The sequence below is a fragment of the Paraburkholderia hospita genome (assembly GCF_002902965.1).
Taxonomy (GTDB): Bacteria; Pseudomonadota; Gammaproteobacteria; order Burkholderiales; family Burkholderiaceae; genus Paraburkholderia; species Paraburkholderia hospita.
Genome location: NZ_CP026105.1, coordinates 3,057,201 through 3,074,290, shown reverse-complemented (window position 1 = coordinate 3,074,290; position 17,090 = coordinate 3,057,201). Strand labels below are relative to the sequence as shown.

The following is a 17,090-nucleotide window of genomic DNA, read 5'->3' as shown; positions in this document are numbered from 1 at the left end:
GGGAACAACGAAACGGCTGATGCATCCGCTCGCAGTCGTATATTCGCTCACCAACAACTGGCCGCTGATCGTACAGTTCGTAAAGCGCGAGGTGGCGGGCCGCTACAAGGGCTCGTTCCTCGGCCTGTTCTGGTCGTTCATCACGCCACTGTTGATGCTGAGCATCTACACGTTCGTGTTCGGCTTCGTGTTCAAGTCGCGCTGGCGTGCAGAGTCGACTTCGCACATCGAGTTCGCGGTCGTGATGTTCGTGGGCGTGCTGTCGCACAACCTCATTTCTGAATGCCTGACGCGAGCGCCGATGCTCGTTGTCGGTAATCCGAACTACGTCAAGAAGGTCGTTTTCCCGCTCGAAACGCTGCCGTGGATCGCGATTGGAACGGCGTTGTTTCACATGCTCGTGGCCTTCCTCATTCTGCTTGTCGCCATCTTCGTGTGGCAGGGGCATATTCCATGGACGGTGGTGTTCGTGCCCGTCATCTTGTTGCCGTTCATGGTGCTGATTGCGGGCCTCGTGTGGTTCCTCGCGTCGTTCGGCGTGTTTATGCGGGACCTGGGGCAGGTGATGGGCATTGTTTCGTCGCTGCTGATGTTCATGGCGCCTGTTTTCTATCCGCTGAGTTCGGTACCGCCGAAGCTGCAAGCCGTTATCATGCTGAATCCGCTGACTTTCGTGATTGATCAGTTCCGTACTGTCGCGATCTGGGGCGGTCAAGTCAACTGGGTCGGATTGCTGATTTATTCTGTCGTTGCCTACGTGATCGCGTCACTGGGGTTGTTGTGGTTCCAGAAAACGCGTAAGGGGTTCGCCGATGTGCTCTGACAGCGTCAGGCAAACCGCTGTCGAGGTACATGGCCTCGGCAAGCGATACGAAATCTATGCGGCGCCGCAAGACCGTCTCAAGCAGATGGTCTTACCGCGCCTTTCGCGCCTCGTCGGTCGCCGGCCGAAGGAGTATTTTCGTGAGTTCTGGGCGCTTCGCGATGTCAATCTGCAGGTTGGCGTCGGCGAGACGGTGGCAATCATCGGACAGAACGGGTCGGGAAAGTCGACGTTTCTGCAACTGGTGTGTGGGACGTTGTCGCCGACGCAAGGCGAAGTTCTGCGCCGTGGGCGTATTGCCGCGTTGCTCGAACTGGGTGCGGGCTTCAACCCTGAGTTTACCGGCGAGGAAAATGTATTTCTGAGCGGGATGCTCTACGGGCTGACGGAAGCGCAGCTCAAGGAGCGCTACAAGTCGATCATCGAATTCGCCGAGATCGGGGATTTCGTGTCGCAGCCCGTCAAGACGTATTCGAGCGGGATGTATGTGCGTCTCGCGTTTGCGATTGCCGCGCATGTCGATGCCGATGTGCTGGTCGTCGACGAAGCGCTGTCTGTCGGTGACGTACGCTTTACGCAGAAGTGCATGCGCTTTTTGCGGGAGTTTCAGAAGAACGGGACGTTGCTGTTCGTCAGTCACGATGTCGGCGCGGTCACGAGCCTGTGCTCGCGCGCGGTCTGGCTCGATCGCGGCTCCGTGCGGCTGGATGGGCCGGCGAAGGAAGTCGTCGAGGCTTATCTGGCCGAGCAGCATGTGCTGGATCGGAAGGCGCAGGGCGTGACGGTGACGGCAGCCAAGGCGGAGCGGGTGCGCGCGAAGATGGTTGCTTCCGACGTCATCGATCCGCGCATCGAACAACTGCGCGCGGTGAATCAGATCCGTGTATTCGAGTTCGATCCGGATGCGCATGCCGGGGAATTCGGCGCAGGCGGCGCGAGAGTGGTGGACGTTGCGCTGCTGGACGACGATGGACACAAGGCTCAGTTGCTGCAAGGCGGTGAACTGGTGACGCTCGAACTGAAGATCGAAGTAAACAGCGCGTTGACGGGACTGATCTTCGGCTTCTATCTGAAAGATCGCCTGGGGCAGCGTCTGTTCGGCGACAACACACATCTGGCGTACGAAGACATGGTGGACGGACAGCCGGACGATGTGTTCCGCGCCACGTTCCAGTTTCGTATGCCGATCTTGCCCGTGGGTGCGTATTCGATCGACGCAGCCGTGGCGTCAGGTACGCAGGACGATCACACGCAGCAGCATTGGGTCCACGATGCGCTGCAATTTCGTACCGTCGACAGCACGATGCGGCATGGTCTGGTCGGCATTCCGATGCTGCGGATCGGTGTAGAAAAAGAGAGGTCAATGGTCTGATGGAATTCACTGGTGAACGCTATATACCAACGGAAGCCGGCGACATCCGCTACGAGCATTGGCACCGCTATGGATGGGCCGCGCAGGCGCTGAAGGGCCTGAAGGTACTCGATATCGCGTGCGGTGAAGGGTATGGCTCGAACATCCTGTCGAAGTACGCTGAATCGGTAACGGGCGTTGATATCTCCGACGAAGCCGTTGAACACGCGACGGGACGCTATGGCCACGTTGCGAATCTGTCTTTCCGGCAGGGTAGCGCGGCGGAAATTCCGCTTCCGGATGCTACGTTCGACGCCGTGGTGTCGTTCGAGACACTGGAGCATCTGACGCTGCATGAAGAAATGTTGTCGGAGATTCACCGCGTTCTGAAGCCGGGCGGATTTCTGATTCTGTCGTCGCCGAACAAGAAGGTCTATTCGGACGACCGGAATTTCCACAACGAATTTCACGTCAAGGAACTGTACTTCGACGAACTGGATGCGCTCGTCAAGCGCCATTTTGCTGCCGTCAAATATTACGGGCAGCGGCTTGCGACGAGTTCGATCATTTTGCCGACGGAAGGCTCCGATGCGAGCTATTCCGCGCTGACGCTCGAAGGCGATGTCGTTGACGTGCGTACGCCCCATCTCGATGGGGTGATGTACTTTCTGGCGGTGTGTTTCAAGGAAGGCGGCACGTTGCCGCAACTCCATTCGTCCGTGTTCTTCGAGCAGGGCAGCGATCTCCATGCGCGCCAGGACGAGGTCATTGCATGGGCGACGCGGCAAACCATCGAAATCGAAGCGCGCGACGAAGTCATCCGCAAGCTGCAGGCAGAATTCGAGGAGCGCACGCAGTGGGCTCTTTCCCTCGACGCCGAATTGCAGGGCTTGAAGGAGTCGATGACCAACCGCGTGCCTGGTCAAGTTCATGCCATTCTGAACCGTCGATACGAAGGCATGCGCCACGAACTCGATGAACTTCAGGAAGCCATCGGCGTACTCCAGGCCGAACTGATGGCGATGCACAATTCGACCTCGTGGCGAATCACGCGTCCACTGCGTATCGTCACCCGCCTCGCGCGCGGCGACATTGGACCGTATGTGCAGAAGCTGCGCCCATACGCCAAGCGGTGGGGTTACACGGCATATCGCACGCTGCCGTTCAGCCCGCGCGGAAAGGCGCGTCTAGCGGAAATGGTGTTCCGCGTCGCCGGCCCGCTGTTCGAAGGCGTCGTCTACTACGAAACATGGAAGCGCAAGGGCCAGCCCTTGCCGCAGATTCTCGGCCGCGGTCCCATCGCGATCGAGAAGGCCGACGAAGTCATCGCCGGTTTGAGCCTGCCCGAAGTTGCGAACCCGCGCGTATCAGTGGTCATTCCGACGTACGGAAACCTGCCGCACACGCTGTCGTGCGTGCGTTCGATTGCCGAGCATATGCCGGCCGCGCCGATCGAAGTGATCGTCGCCGAAGACGTGTCGGGCGACGCGAACATCCTGCGCATGAAGGAGATTCCGGGCCTTCGCTTCATCGAGAATCCGAGGAATCTGGGGTTCGTGCGCTGCTGCAACTACGCGGCGACCCATGCGCGTGGCGAGTATGTCTACTTCCTGAACAACGACACGGAAGTGACGCCCGGCTGGCTCGACACGATGCTCGCCGTCTTCGAATCGCGTAACGACTGTGGCATGGTCGGCTCGAAGCTGGTCTATCCGGACGGGCGCCTGCAGGAGGCGGGCGGCATCCTGTGGAAGGATGCGTCCGCGTGGAATTACGGGCGTCTCGACGACGCGTCGAAGAGCCGCTACAACTACGTGCGCGAAACCGACTATGCGTCGGGCGCGTCGCTGCTGATCAAGCGCGATTTCTTCGACAAGCTGGGTGGCTTCGACGAACTGTACGTGCCCGCGTATTGCGAAGACTCGGACCTTGCGTTCAAGGTGCGTCAGGCGGGCAAGAAGCTCTATTACCAGCCGGCGTCCGTCATTGTTCATTACGAAGGCATCTCTAACGGCACCGACACGGCTTCGGGCGTGAAGGCGTATCAGGTCGAGAACCAGAAGAAGTTCCATGAACGCTGGCGCAGCGTGCTGGAATCGCAGCATTTCGATAACGGCACGAACGTTGCGGCCGCATCGGAGCGCTCGGCAGACCAGCAGACCGTTCTGATCGTCGATCACTACGTGCCTCAACCGGACCGCGATGCCGGTTCGCGCTCGGTCGTCTGCTTCATTCGCGTGTTGCTGGAAATGGGCCTGAACGTAAAGTTCTGGCCGCAGAACCTGTGGTACGACGAGGCCTACGTGCGGCCGCTGCAGCAGATGGGCGTCGAAGTTTTCTACGGCCCGGAGTTCCTCGACGGCTTTGACGCGTGGCTGGAAAAGACCGATCTCAGGCTCGACTACGTGCTGCTGAACCGTCCGCATGTGAGTGAATCGTTCATCAAGCCGCTGCGCAAATTCCGGCCTAATACGAAGCTGCTCTATTACGGCCACGATCTTCATTTTGCACGCCTGCAAAAAGAGTTCGAAGTGTCCGGCAATCAGAAACTGCTGCGCCAGGCCGAGACCGAGAAGTCGCGAGAAATGGCCGTCTGGAATGCCGTCGATGTGATCTATTACCCGTCACAAGCGGAGACCGACACGGTGCTGCAGATGGCGCCTAAGGTCAACGCACGCACCTTGCCGCCGTATTTTTTCGAACGTCGTCCGCGAACCGATATGGGTGCCACCCTTGGCGAGCGGAAGCACATCATCTTCGTTGCGGGCTTTGGCCATCCGCCGAATGTGGACGCAGCGAAGTGGCTGGTCAGCGAGATCCTTCCGCGCATCAGGAGCGCGCTGCCGGATGTCCACCTGATGCTGGTCGGCTCCAATCCCACCGACGAGGTGAAGGCGCTCGCTGGTCCGTCCGTCAACGTGACTGGCTACGTTAGCGACGCGCGTCTCGCGGAACTGTACGACCTTGCGCGCGTGGCGATCGTGCCGTTGCGCTTCGGCGCAGGCGTGAAGAACAAGGTGGTTGAAGCGATGAACTTCGGCACGCCGCTCGTGACGACATCGGTCGGCGTGCAAGGCATGCCTGGCCTAGACGCATTCCTGCCGATCTCCGACGATCCCGCCGCGCTGGCCGATTGCGTGATCGAACTGCTGCGCAATGACGAGCGCTGGTTCGCCGTGTCGGACGCGGGGCGCGAGTACGTCGCGGCCAACTTCTCGAGCGACGCGATCCGCGCAGTCTTCGCACAGGACATGGACAGAAAGGTTGAATCAACACATGGCTAACACTTACACACCCGGAACCGTGCGCGCCCGCGCGCCGCTGCGATTGGGCCTCGCTGGCGGCGGCACCGATGTGTCGCCGTATTCCGACGATTTCGGTGGCCTCGTTCTGAACGCGACGATCGACAAATTTGCCTACGCGACCATCATGCCGCGCGACGACGAAACGATCGAACTCGTTGCTGCAGACAATTCGATCCAGTGGTCGGGCGCTTCGAGCGCGAAGCTCGAACTCGTCAAGGGACTCGAGTTGCACGTTGGCGTTTATAACCGAATCGTCCGCGACTACAACGACGGCCGTCCGCTCGCCGTCACGGTGACGACGCACTCTGAAGCGCCGCCGGGATCGGGGTTGGGTTCTTCGTCGACGATGGTGGTCGCGCTCGTGCATGCGTTCGCCGAATATCTGCAGATCCCCCTGGGCGAATACGATATCGCGCATCTGGCGTATGACATCGAGCGTGTCGATCTCGCCTTTGCGGGCGGTAAGCAGGATCAGTACGCGGCGGCGTTCGGCGGCTTCAATTTCATGGAGTTCTATGGCGATCGCGTGATCGTGAACCCGTTGCGTATCAAGCAATCGATTCGCGCCGAACTCGAATCGTCGCTGGTGCTGTTCTATACGGGTGTGTCGCGCGAGTCCGCGAAGATCATCCAGCAACAGACGGATAGCGTGAAGAGCGGCAACAACACGTCGCTCGACGCCTTACACCGTGTGAAGCAGGAAGCCACCCGCATGAAAGAAGCGGTGTTGAAGGGCGATTTCGCCAGCTTTGCCGAATCGATGCGACTGTCGTGGGCATCGAAGAAATTGATGGCAACGAGCATCAGCAACTCGAGCATCGATGCGATCTATGACGCCGCGATTGCGGCAGGCGCGCTGGCGGGGAAGGTATCAGGCGCCGGCGGTGGCGGGTTCATGATGTTCGTCGTCGATCCGACGAAGCGCCCGAACGTGATTCGCGCGTTGGAAAAATTCAATGGCCAGGTATTTACCTGCAATTTCACCGAGCACGGTGCATATTCCTGGAGGACGCAATGAAGGACACTATTCGCACGGAAATCTCGAAGGCAATCGAAATCTTCAACGCGATTCACGCCGACGGCAAGCTGCTCGACAAGGTCGCGGGTTTCGCGCAAACGATCGTTGACGCGCTGAATGCAGGCAACAAGGTGCTGATCGCCGGCAACGGCGGCAGCGCTGCTGACGCCCAGCATATCGCGGGCGAATTCGTGAGCCGCTTCAACTACGATCGTCCGGGCCTGCCGGCATTTGCATTGACGACGGATACGTCGGTGATGACGGCGATCGGCAACGACTACGGCTATGAGAAGCTGTTCTCGCGCCAGGTCCAGGCAGTCGGCAGGAAGGGCGACATCTTCTGGGGCATTTCGACCTCGGGCAAGTCGCCGAACGTGCTCGCCGCGATGCACGAAGCGCGCAAGAACGGCCTTTACGTGGCCGGCTTCACCGGCGCGAGTGGCAATGCAATGGCCGAGCTGGCTGACGTTTGCATCGAAGTGCCGTCGCGCGAAACGCCGAAGATTCAGGAAGGTCACATCCTGCTCGGCCATATCGTCTGCGCGCTCGTCGAATCCAGCATTTTCCCGCGCACATGATTCCGGCAATCGTTCTGGCGGGCGGCTTCGGCACGCGGCTGCGTTCGGTGGTGCCCGATCTGCCCAAACCGATGGCGGAAGTGGCGGGCAAGCCGTTTCTCTGGTGGGTGCTGCGGCGTCTTGAGCAGCAGGGAATCGGTGACGTGTACCTGTCTGTCGGCTACAAGCGTGAAGTGATCGAAGCGTACTTCGGCGCGAAGTTCGGCGCGTTGAACGTGCATTACGTGGTCGAAGACGAACCGCTCGGCACGGGCGGCGCGATCGCGAAGGCGTTCGATGCGATCGGCGGCGAAGAGGCGTTCGTCCTCAACGGGGACACGATGGCGATCGTCGAGTTTGCCGAACTGCGCTCGGCGACTGCGTCCGATGTCGATCTCGCGATGGCGGTTGCCAAACTCGACGACGTCGCACGGTATGGTGCAGTTGATTTCGACGCCACGTCTGTGCGCCGTGTGACGGCTTTCCGCGAGAAAGGGCAGACGGGCGCTGGCTTCATCAATGCAGGCGTGTATCTCGTCAAGCGGGACGCGCTGAAGCGCTATGCGTTGCCGGAGAAGTTCTCGTTCGAGCAGGATTTCCTGCATGCGCATCTGGCGGAATTGCGCGTGAGTGCAGTGCCGGCGGTGAGCCAGCTGATCGACATCGGCGTGCCGGATGACTACGCGCTAGCGCAGACGCTCGTGCCGAAAATGGTGGCTTGAACATGAGCGCAAAGAAGCCTGCGCTGTTCCTGGATCGCGATGGCGTGATCAATGTTGATATTGGTTATCTGCACCGCAAGGAAGATTGTGTTTTCTTGCCGGGGATTTTTGAGCTGGTGCGTCGCGCGCGCCGCGCAGGGTTTGATGTGTTCGTCGTGACGAACCAGGCGGGGATCGCTCGTGGGTATTACACCGAGGAGACGTTTGCCGGGTTCACCGACTGGATGATGGGTCAGTTCGCGGATGAGGGGGCGCCGATTACGCAGGTTTATTACTGTCCGCATCATCCGGATGCTGGAGTCGGCAGCTACAGGATTTCATGCGAGTGCAGGAAGCCGCAGCCGGGGATGTTGCTCAGAGCTGCGGCAGAACATGGCATTGACCTCGCGGTCTCTGCGATGGTCGGTGATTCGGTCACCGACACGGAGGCTGCAAAGGCGGCCGGTATAAGGCATCGATTTCTAATCGGCGAAGCGCGTCAAACTTCCGGTCACGATGACTACTTGCCCATCGTCGAATTAAGCGAAGTGGCGACCAGTCTTCACTGGCTGTAAAGATAGTTGGATTACTGAACCGCGAAGTTTAAGCGCGGCGCAAGTGCGACGCGACAAGGGGTTACGATGAAATGCAGCGTTTGCGGCGGCGAGAGTTTTAGTCCCAAGACCGTTCTGTGGGGCGAACTCGTCAATGATTGGCAATTGTCGAGCGCCGAGGCGGCTTATGTGAACCGCCAACAGGAGAAACATGTAACGCCTGTGGCGCTAACCTGCGCTCGATCGCGCTCTCCAACGCTCGTCGCGCGGCAATGGGTACGGACTCGCTACTGAACGATCTGCCAACACTCGAGCGAGCCCGGCACCTCGCGATTCTGGAGATCAACGAAGCGGGTAGTCTTAGTCCCGTGCTGCGCAAATTTCCGGGCTATGTATTCGGTGCCTATCCAGAGGTCGACATGCACGCGATGCCATATGCCGACGCCTCGTTCGATATCGTTGTGCATTCAGACACCCTCAAACATGTGGAAAATCCCGTGCATGCGCTGGCTGAATGTCGACGCGTGCTGAAGCCGGGCGGTGCGCTGTGTATGACGGTGCCCGTCATCGATGGTCGAATGACTCGAAATAGGCAAGGACTGAAGCACAGCTACCACGGTAATCCGGCGACTTCCGGATACGACTTCGTCATGCAAAGCGAGTTTGGTGTGGACGCCTGGACGTATCTGATGGTCGCTGGATTCGATAACGTAAAAATCTTCGCAGTTGAATATCCTGCTGCGACCGCGTTTCTCGCGCAGAAGAATTGATTGTTCTGGCTTTGCCGTGATGCACGACGTGATGAGGCGACGGGACACGTTGCCTTATCGAACTCGAGCGCATATGGGCGTTCGTTTTTTGGAAGCTTCAAACCAGACGAGTGTAATGGAAGCGCCTAGGCTGCCTATGGCGATCGTGGAACAATCGGTCCCATTTCGCAGCGTCGGCTTGTTATGGTGGCGGCGCTAACCATGTTGGTGACGCTGATTCCTGTGCGGGGTGTGCCCGTTCTGTCGTGGGTATTTCCATCGACCTACAGTCACGTCGCGTACACGATGTGCGTTGCGAGCGTGTTTAAGGTGGATAGTGCCGCGTCACAATGCGTGTTTCACCCTAATTTGACATCCTGTCATTCCCCAGTCAACCTGTTCTATCACCAAACCGGATTTGCTGGGTCTCATTACCTGAGCGTTATATAATCGCTTTTTGTGGCGGCTGTTGAAATTTGCACGTTTTTTGCTCCCTGCCATATGGGCAAATGGCCTCGGCATACGGAACATGCAGCGGTTCGTGCTGCGATACGCAACACAATTCATCATCGCGCGCTCGATCGTGGTGGTGAACGAAACGACTCTTGCATGCCGAGGCATGCGGTAAGCACAAAGGGGCTTTGATGAAAGCAGTCATTCTTGCCGGCGGGCTTGGCACCCGCATTTCGGAGGACACGATCAATCGACCGAAGCCGATGATCGAGATCGGAGGCAAGCCGATCCTGTGGCACATCATGAAAATTTATTCGACGTACGGTATTAACGATTTCGTGATCTGCTGCGGTTATAAGGGCTACGTCATCAAAGAGTACTTTGCGAACTATTTTCTGCATTTGTCGGATGTGACGTTCGACATGAGTTCCAATTCGATGGAAGTTCACCAGCGCTATGCGGAGCCGTGGCGCGTGACACTTATCGATACCGGCGAAAACACAATGACGGGCGGCCGACTGCGCCGCGTGCGCAATTTCGTCAAGGACGAAGAGACGTTCTGTTTCACTTATGGCGATGGCGTTAGCGATATCAACATCGCGGATCTTATCGAGCATCACAAACGCAGTCGGACACTCGCGACGTTGACGGCCACGTACCCGCCCGGCCGCTTTGGCGCGCTCGACATTCGTGACCACAAGGTGCATTCGTTCCGTGAAAAGCCCAAAGGTGATGGCGGAATGATCAACGGTGGCTTCTTCGTCCTTTCTCCGAAAGTCATCGACCTAATTGAGGATGATTCGACGGTCTGGGAAAAGGGGCCGTTGGAAAAACTGGCGAGCGACAACCAATTGTCGGCCTATGAACACAGCGGTTTCTGGCAGCCGATGGACACGCTACGCGACAAAAATCTGCTCGAGTCGCTCTGGCAGAGCGGCAAGGCACCTTGGAAAACCTGGTCATGACTGCGTCTTTCTGGCGCGGCAAACGCGTCTTCCTGACCGGTCATACCGGTTTTAAGGGCGGGTGGCTCACGCTGTGGCTGCAATCGATGGGCGCTCACGTGACGGGCTATGCGCACGCACCGGACCCGGAGCCAAATTTGTACACGTGCGCGCGTATCGGCGAGGATATGGATTCGCTGATCGGCGATATTCGCGATGCTGCTGGTTTGCATCATGCATTGAAGGATAGCGCCGCTGAGATCGTGATTCATATGGCTGCACAGCCGCTTGTTCGTCAATCGTACGTTACACCCGTCGAAACGTACGAAACGAACGTGATGGGCACCGTCAACCTGCTTGAAGCCATTCGGCAGTCCGACAAGGTCCGCGCGACCGTGATTGTGACCACGGATAAGTGCTACGAGAATCGTGAATGGGAGTGGGGGTACCGTGAAAACGAAGCGATGGGGGGATACGACCCATATAGCAGCAGTAAGGCCTGTGCAGAACTGGTCACTTCGGCTTATCGCAACTCGTTCTTCAACCCCGCCCAGTTTGAGCGACATCGCGTGGCTATTGGGAGTGCGCGCGCGGGCAACGTGATCGGCGGCGGGGACTGGGCTGCCGACAGACTCATTCCAGATATTGTTCGCGCCATCAGTCGAGGCGAGCCCGTTAAGGTGCGCAGTCCGCACGCGATTCGGCCTTGGCAGCATGTACTCGAGCCATTGGCGGGATACCTGTTGCTGGCGGAGCGTTTGTTCGTCGACGGGCCGCGATTTGACGGCGCATGGAATTTCGGGCCATTCGATTCCGACGCCCGCCCCGTCGAGTTCATTGTTGATGAGATGGTGCGACATTGGGGCGACGGTGCGAACTGGACGCTCGACACCGATTTGCACCCGCACGAGGCAACCTACCTGAAGCTGGACTGTTCGAAGGCGCGCACCCGTCTGGGCTGGCAGCCCCGCTGGAACCTCAGTCTTGCACTCGAACACATTGTTAGCTGGTACAAGGCGGAAGCGCGCGCGGAAGACATGCGCGCTTATTCTCTCAGTCAGATTGACCGCTTCGTACAGCATTGAAAGATAGAGATTATGGATAAAGATCAGATTCGCCAACAAATCATCACCCTCGTGCGCCAATACGGTGAACTGGCAAGCGTTCCCGCTGCGTTCGAGCCGGGAAGCTCGGTTGTGCCGCCGTCGGGCAAGGTCGTCGGCGCGCACGAAATGGAACTGATGGTCGAGGCGTCGCTGGATGCCTGGCTAACAACAGGTCGATTCAACGAAGAGTTTGAGCGGCGTCTTGCCAAATACATCGGCGTCGATTTCCTTTTGACGGTCAACTCGGGTTCGTCGGCGAACCTCGTCGCGTTCTCGGCGTTGACGTCTTCGAAGCTCGGCGATCGGGCGATCAAGAAGGGCGACGAAGTGATCGGTGTTGCCGCAGGTTTCCCAACCACCGTGAACCCGATCATTCAATTCGGCGCGATACCCGTGTTCGTCGATGTCGAACTCGGCACGTACAACATCGACGCGACCAAGATCGAAGCGGCCATCTCGCCGAAGACGAAAGCGATCATGCTCGCCCATACACTCGGCAACCCGTACAACCTCGAAGCGATCACGGCGCTGTGCAAGAAGTACAACCTGTGGCTGATCGAGGATTGCTGTGATGCGCTTGGATCGACCTACAACGGCCAACGCGTCGGCACGTTCGGCGACATTGGCACGCTGAGCTTCTATCCGGCACATCACATCACGATGGGCGAAGGCGGCGCGGTATTCACGAATAATCCTGAGCTGAAGATGATCGCCGAGTCGTTCCGCGATTGGGGGCGCGACTGCTACTGCGCACCGGGCAAGGATAATACCTGCGGCAAGCGCTTCTGCTGGAAGTTGGGGAGTCTTCCCGAAGGCTACGATCACAAGTACACCTATTCGCACCTTGGCTACAACCTCAAGATCACCGACATGCAAGCGGCGTGTGGTCTCGCGCAGATGGAGCGGCTTGACGGGTTCGTGCAGGCTCGCAAGGACAATTTCCAGTTCCTGCACCAGCGTTTGCAGTCGTGCAGTGAGTTCCTTATTCTGCCGCACGCGACACCCAATTCCGACCCTTCCTGGTTCGGCTTCCCTGTCACGCTGAAGGAAAATGCCGGCGTGCGTCGCGTGGATCTGCTCGGCTATCTCGATCAAAACAAGGTCGGCACGCGCCTGTTGTTTGCCGGCAACCTTACGCGGCAGCCGTACATGATCGGGCGCGAGTACCGCGTCAGCGGATCCCTCGAGAATACCGACATCGTCATGAATCAGACGTTCTGGATCGGCGTTTATCCGGGCTTGAGCGAGGCAATGCTCGAGCACGCCGCATCGACGATCGAAACGTTCCTCGGCGTCAACTTCTAAATCCTCGTATGCGCCCGGCGTTTCCACAGGAGGATCTTGATCGCATCGTCGCCGAAACCGGCGACCTGTGGCACGATTTGCGCGGCAGCCGCTGGTTCATCACGGGCGGGACGGGTTTCATCGGATCGTGGCTTCTCGAGTCCATTCACCATGCAAACCTGAGTGTGGGCGCGAATATCGAGGCCGTTGTCCTCAGTCGTTCGGTGCAGAAGGCGGTCGATGCTGCGCCGCACCTCTTCACGTCTGGGGATATCTCGTTCGTAGAGGGTGATGTCACCAGCTTCGATATGAATGTAGGCGCGCTGGACGTATGCATTCACGCTGCGACCGACGTCGCGGACCCCGTTCGAGCGGCTGATTACGCGCGCATTTTCGATGTCGGCGTGACAGGGACTCGGCGCGTTCTGGACACCGCGCAAAAGAACAGCGCGAGCCGCTTCTTGTTGACGTCCAGTGGTGCTGTCTATGGTCCTCAGCCGGCTGATCTCGAGCGTATTCCCGAGTCGTACAACGGAGCGCCTGACCCGCTCGACTATCGTACTGCCTATGGACAGGGAAAGCGAGCGTCCGAGTGGTTAGCGGCGAGTTACAGCGAGCGTTACGCGATGAACGTTTCCATCGCGCGCATTTTTGCGTTAATCGGGCCTGGGTTGCCGCTCGATGGCCCGTTCGCTGCAGGCAATTTTATTCGCGATGCTTGTCGTGGCACCCGCATTCAGGTTCGTGACGGTCGACCGTTTCGAAGCTACCTGTACGCTGCGGACGCATGTATCTGGCTCTTGCGGATCATGCAGGACGGCGCGAATCAAGGCGCATATAACGTCGGGGCCGAGCGCGCTGTTTCGATTGCACAAGTGGCGCGGATGATTGAACAAGCAAGCGACCTCGATCAGTGCTCCACCGAAGCTGACGCCCAGGTGCCGGACGCACATCCGTCGAGATACATTCCAGATACGTCCAAAGCGCGTCGCGAACTCGGGCTTGTCGAGCGCACATCTCTCGAAAGCGGTTTGAGTAGTACAATCAACTGGAGCCGTATGGCGGCCATGCTATGAAGCAATTTGATCCCATCCGCATCCGCAAGACCATCCTCCAGATGGCGTACAGCGGCTCTACAGTTCACATCGGTTGTGCGTTCTCGATCGTCGAACTTCTCGCCGTGCTCTATCGGAATCACCTGCACCTTGATCGCAATAACCCGGACTGGCCGGCGCGCGATTACATGGTGTTGAGCAAGGGGCACGGCGTGATGGCGCAGTACGCCTGTCTCAACGAACTCGGGTGGATCTCAGATGACGAGCTTGCGTGCTATTTTGGAAATGGCACGCGTCTCAAAGGTCTCGCGGATGTGCACGTCCCCGGTGTCGAAGTCACGTCAGGCACCTTGGGGCATGGTTTATCAGTGGGCGTTGGTCTTGCCCTGGCCGCCAAACGGAATCGCACCGACCAACTCTGCTACGCGCTCGTCGGCGACGGCGAACTGAATGAAGGCACGATTTGGGAGGCGGCGCTATTCGCGCGTCAGTTCAAGCTTGATAACCTGATCGTGATCATCGATGTCAACGGCTTCCAGGCAATGGGCCGTACGGATGAAGTCATGGCACTGGACGATATCAGCGCCAAGTTCGACGCTTTCGGGTTCGAGACGATATCGATCGATGGTCACGATGAAGAAGCGATCGACGCTGCCTATAACCAGTTTCGCCACGCGAAGAACGGCAAACCTAAGGCCATCGTTGCACGCACCATAAAGGGCAAAGGCGTGTCCTTTATGGAAAACGACAACGTGTGGCACTACACCCGGCTCAACGCCGAGACATTCGCTTTGGCGACTTCCGAACTAAAAGGCAAGGAATGAGAGCAGCTTTTTCAGACGCACTCGTTGCGCTTGCACAGCGTGATCCGAAGGTTCTGTTGTTGACGGGAGACCATGGCTACGCGCTATTCGATCCCTTTATCAGGGGATGTCCGGATCAGTATTTGAACTGCGGTATTGCCGAGCAGAACATGGTTGGTGTGGCTGCGGGTCTTGCAAGGGCAGGCTATCGTCCATTTGTCTATGGACTCAGTGCGTTCGTACCGATTCGGGTATTAGAGCAGATCAAGATCGATATCTGCTACGAGAATCTGCCTGTTACCCTGGTAGGTGACGGTGCGGGGCTCGTATATGCACAACTCGGAACCAGCCATCAGTCGACAGAAGACATCGCCGTGCTTAGAGCGGTGCCGGGTATCAGCATTTACTCACCAGCGGATCGGTTCGAACTCACGGCATGCATGAACAGGGCTTACGAAGAGCGGTTGCCCGCGTACTTGCGCATGGGCAAAGCCGATCTTGGTGATGTTCACCCGTCGCTCGCCGACGCAGGTTCTGCCGTCGAACTCTTGCGCGTCGGGACGCAGCGAGCGCCATATCTATTTCTCGGCACAGGTTCAGGTGTCAAACTTGCCGAGCAGGTAGCGAAAATTGTCGGCAACGCCGACGTCGTATCGTGTCCGCGCCTGAAGCCATTTCCCACCGAGTCCCTTCTCGCGCTGGCGCGCGAACGCGCGGGTATTGTGACTTTCGAAGAACACGCAATCGACGGCGGCCTGGGTAGCATCGTCGCTGAGCGTTTGCTCGGATCATACGGCGGCCGCTTTCTGCGCATAGGTATCGATGACCGGTTTAGCACCGAATGTGGCAATTACGCGTTCCTGATGAAATGGCACGGGTTGACGCCGGAGGCCGTTGCGGATCGCGTGAAGAAGGTTCTTGATGGCGCTACCTGACGCGAACCGTCGAGCCGTCAATGCCCGCCAGGTGACGTTAGCGATGCGGCTCCTCAACCCGATAATCGGACTTGTGCTTCGGCACATGCAACTGATCCGCTTTCTGATTGTCGGCGGTATCAATACGCTGTTTGGTTATTCGGTCTTCTTCGTTCTGACGTGGATGGGCCTGCATTATCCGCTGGCTATCGCCTTGGCCACGATTGCTGGCGTCACCTTCAATTTCCAGAGTGTCGGCAGGCTGGTTTTTGGAGGTGCACCTCGCTCGCGATTCTGGCGCTTTGTTGGAGTGTACTGTCTGATCTACCTGCTGAATCTGGGTGGCGTACGGGCGTTGCTGGAGATCGGCGCCAACGTTTACGTCGCCAATGCGATTGTGTTGTTGCCACTGAGTTTGTTGGCGTTCCTATTGAATCGCCGTTTGGTATTTTCTAACTTATGAAACATATTACGGTTGTCACGCCCTGCTATAACGAAGAAGAAAATGTCGAGGGCATTCACGAAGAGGTGCGTCGGATATTCGCGTCTATTCCGACCGTCACGTATGACCACCTTTTCATTGACAACTGCTCGACCGATTCGACGGTCAGCAAGTTGCGTGCGATAGCCGCGAACGACGAGTCGGTGAGCGTCATCGTTAATGCGCGCAACTTCGGCCATATCCGTTCGCCGATGCATGGCCTTCTCCAGGCTCGTGGCGACGCGGTGATCTTGCTGGTCGCTGACTTCCAGGATCCGCCCGAACTGATCGTTACTTTCGTTGAAAAATGGCTGGCAGGGGCGCCGATTGTCGTCGGTGTCAAACCGGAGGCGAAAGAGTCCGCCGTGTTCTTCGCGTTGCGTCGCGCGTACTACAGAATGGTCACGCGTATTGCCAACGTCCGACTTATTCAAAACTTTACAGGTTTTGGGCTTTATGATCGCAAGGTGATCGAGATTCTGCGCAAGATCGATGATCCTTATCCGTATTTCCGAGGACTGATCTGCGAAATCGGGTTTGAGGTGGTGCAGATTCCCTATGTCCAACCTCGGCGCAAACGGGGCATTTCGAAGAATAATTTCTACACGCTCTTCGATATCGCGATGCTGGGCATCACGTCGCACTCCAAGGTGCCGTTGCGGCTCGCGACGATCGCAGGGTTCGCGATGGGGACGCTCAGCCTGCTGGTGTCGATTGCGTATCTCATTCTGAAATTGCTGTTCTGGAACAAGTTCACTTTCGGTAGTGCACCATTGCTGATTGGTTTGTTCTTTTTCGCGTCCGTGCAGTTGTTCTTTACTGGCTTGCTGGGCGAATACGTCGGTGCAATCCTCACGTACGTGATGAAGCGGCCGCTCGTGATCGAGCGGGAGCGGATCGGGGGCGTTATCCCAGCCGCTGAAGAACGCGACGTGCCGCAATGGGAGAGACAGGGCGAAGCGAACTAGCTTGGACTGCATATCTCCGGCATA

16 protein-coding genes are annotated in these 17,090 nt (G+C 58.0%); all 16 read left to right on the top strand.

The window, feature by feature from the left end; all coding sequences use genetic code 11:
• Positions 1–19: 19 nt before the first annotated feature.
• On the top strand, positions 20–823 hold the full coding sequence (locus C2L64_RS13980) for an ABC transporter permease (protein WP_090836383.1): 804 nt from the start codon (positions 20–22) through the stop codon (positions 821–823).
• Positions 813–2,195, top strand: a complete 1,383-nt coding sequence (locus C2L64_RS13975; RefSeq protein WP_090836381.1) for an ABC transporter ATP-binding protein — start codon at positions 813–815, stop codon at positions 2,193–2,195. Before C2L64_RS13980 ends, C2L64_RS13975 begins: the two co-directional genes overlap by 11 nt.
• Positions 2,195–5,458: a glycosyltransferase gene (locus tag C2L64_RS13970; protein ID WP_090836379.1), complete on the top strand. Its 3,264-nt coding sequence runs from the start codon at positions 2,195–2,197 to the stop codon at positions 5,456–5,458. The genes C2L64_RS13975 and C2L64_RS13970 overlap by 1 nt, the downstream gene beginning before the upstream one ends.
• Positions 5,451–6,497, top strand: coding sequence for a GHMP family kinase ATP-binding protein (locus C2L64_RS13965; RefSeq protein ID WP_079486689.1), 1,047 nt, complete (start codon positions 5,451–5,453; stop codon positions 6,495–6,497). Before C2L64_RS13970 ends, C2L64_RS13965 begins: the two co-directional genes overlap by 8 nt.
• Positions 6,494–7,075: a D-sedoheptulose-7-phosphate isomerase gene (locus tag C2L64_RS13960; protein ID WP_090836377.1), complete on the top strand. Its 582-nt coding sequence runs from the start codon at positions 6,494–6,496 to the stop codon at positions 7,073–7,075. The genes C2L64_RS13965 and C2L64_RS13960 overlap by 4 nt, the downstream gene beginning before the upstream one ends.
• Positions 7,072–7,776, top strand: a complete 705-nt coding sequence (locus C2L64_RS13955) for a nucleotidyltransferase family protein (RefSeq protein WP_090836375.1) — start codon at positions 7,072–7,074, stop codon at positions 7,774–7,776. Before C2L64_RS13960 ends, C2L64_RS13955 begins: the two co-directional genes overlap by 4 nt.
• Positions 7,777–7,778: 2 nt before the next feature.
• Positions 7,779–8,330, top strand: a complete 552-nt coding sequence (locus C2L64_RS13950) for a D-glycero-alpha-D-manno-heptose-1,7-bisphosphate 7-phosphatase (RefSeq protein WP_167449576.1) — start codon at positions 7,779–7,781, stop codon at positions 8,328–8,330.
• Between the two features lie 251 nt (positions 8,331–8,581).
• On the top strand, positions 8,582–9,079 hold the full coding sequence (locus tag C2L64_RS13945; protein ID WP_208525965.1) for a class I SAM-dependent methyltransferase: 498 nt from the start codon (positions 8,582–8,584) through the stop codon (positions 9,077–9,079).
• Positions 9,080–9,702: 623 nt separating this feature from the next.
• Positions 9,703–10,476 carry a glucose-1-phosphate cytidylyltransferase gene (rfbF, locus tag C2L64_RS13940; protein ID WP_090836371.1) on the top strand — a complete coding sequence of 258 codons (774 nt, stop codon included), beginning with the start codon at positions 9,703–9,705 and terminating at the stop codon, positions 10,474–10,476.
• Positions 10,473–11,540, top strand: a complete 1,068-nt coding sequence (rfbG, locus tag C2L64_RS13935; protein WP_090836459.1) for a CDP-glucose 4,6-dehydratase — start codon at positions 10,473–10,475, stop codon at positions 11,538–11,540. Before rfbF ends, rfbG begins: the two co-directional genes overlap by 4 nt.
• A 12-nt stretch (positions 11,541–11,552) precedes the next feature.
• On the top strand, positions 11,553–12,866 hold the full coding sequence (gene rfbH, locus C2L64_RS13930) for a lipopolysaccharide biosynthesis protein RfbH (protein ID WP_090836369.1): 1,314 nt from the start codon (positions 11,553–11,555) through the stop codon (positions 12,864–12,866).
• Positions 12,867–12,874: 8 nt separating this feature from the next.
• The gene (locus tag C2L64_RS13925; protein WP_090836367.1) at positions 12,875–13,921 is read left to right on the top strand and encodes an NAD-dependent epimerase/dehydratase family protein; all 1,047 of its coding nucleotides are present in this window, start codon (positions 12,875–12,877) and stop codon (positions 13,919–13,921) included.
• On the top strand, positions 13,918–14,724 hold the full coding sequence (locus C2L64_RS13920; protein ID WP_090836364.1) for a transketolase: 807 nt from the start codon (positions 13,918–13,920) through the stop codon (positions 14,722–14,724). The genes C2L64_RS13925 and C2L64_RS13920 overlap by 4 nt, the downstream gene beginning before the upstream one ends.
• On the top strand, positions 14,721–15,638 hold the full coding sequence (locus tag C2L64_RS13915) for a transketolase family protein (protein ID WP_090836362.1): 918 nt from the start codon (positions 14,721–14,723) through the stop codon (positions 15,636–15,638). The genes C2L64_RS13920 and C2L64_RS13915 overlap by 4 nt, the downstream gene beginning before the upstream one ends.
• Positions 15,625–16,080 (top strand): GtrA family protein, encoded by a 456-nt coding sequence (locus C2L64_RS13910; RefSeq protein ID WP_244144583.1) that lies wholly within the window; start codon positions 15,625–15,627, stop codon positions 16,078–16,080. Before C2L64_RS13915 ends, C2L64_RS13910 begins: the two co-directional genes overlap by 14 nt.
• Positions 16,077–17,066 (top strand): glycosyltransferase family 2 protein, encoded by a 990-nt coding sequence (locus C2L64_RS13905; protein ID WP_090836360.1) that lies wholly within the window; start codon positions 16,077–16,079, stop codon positions 17,064–17,066. The genes C2L64_RS13910 and C2L64_RS13905 overlap by 4 nt, the downstream gene beginning before the upstream one ends.
• Positions 17,067–17,090: the final 24 nt, after the last annotated feature.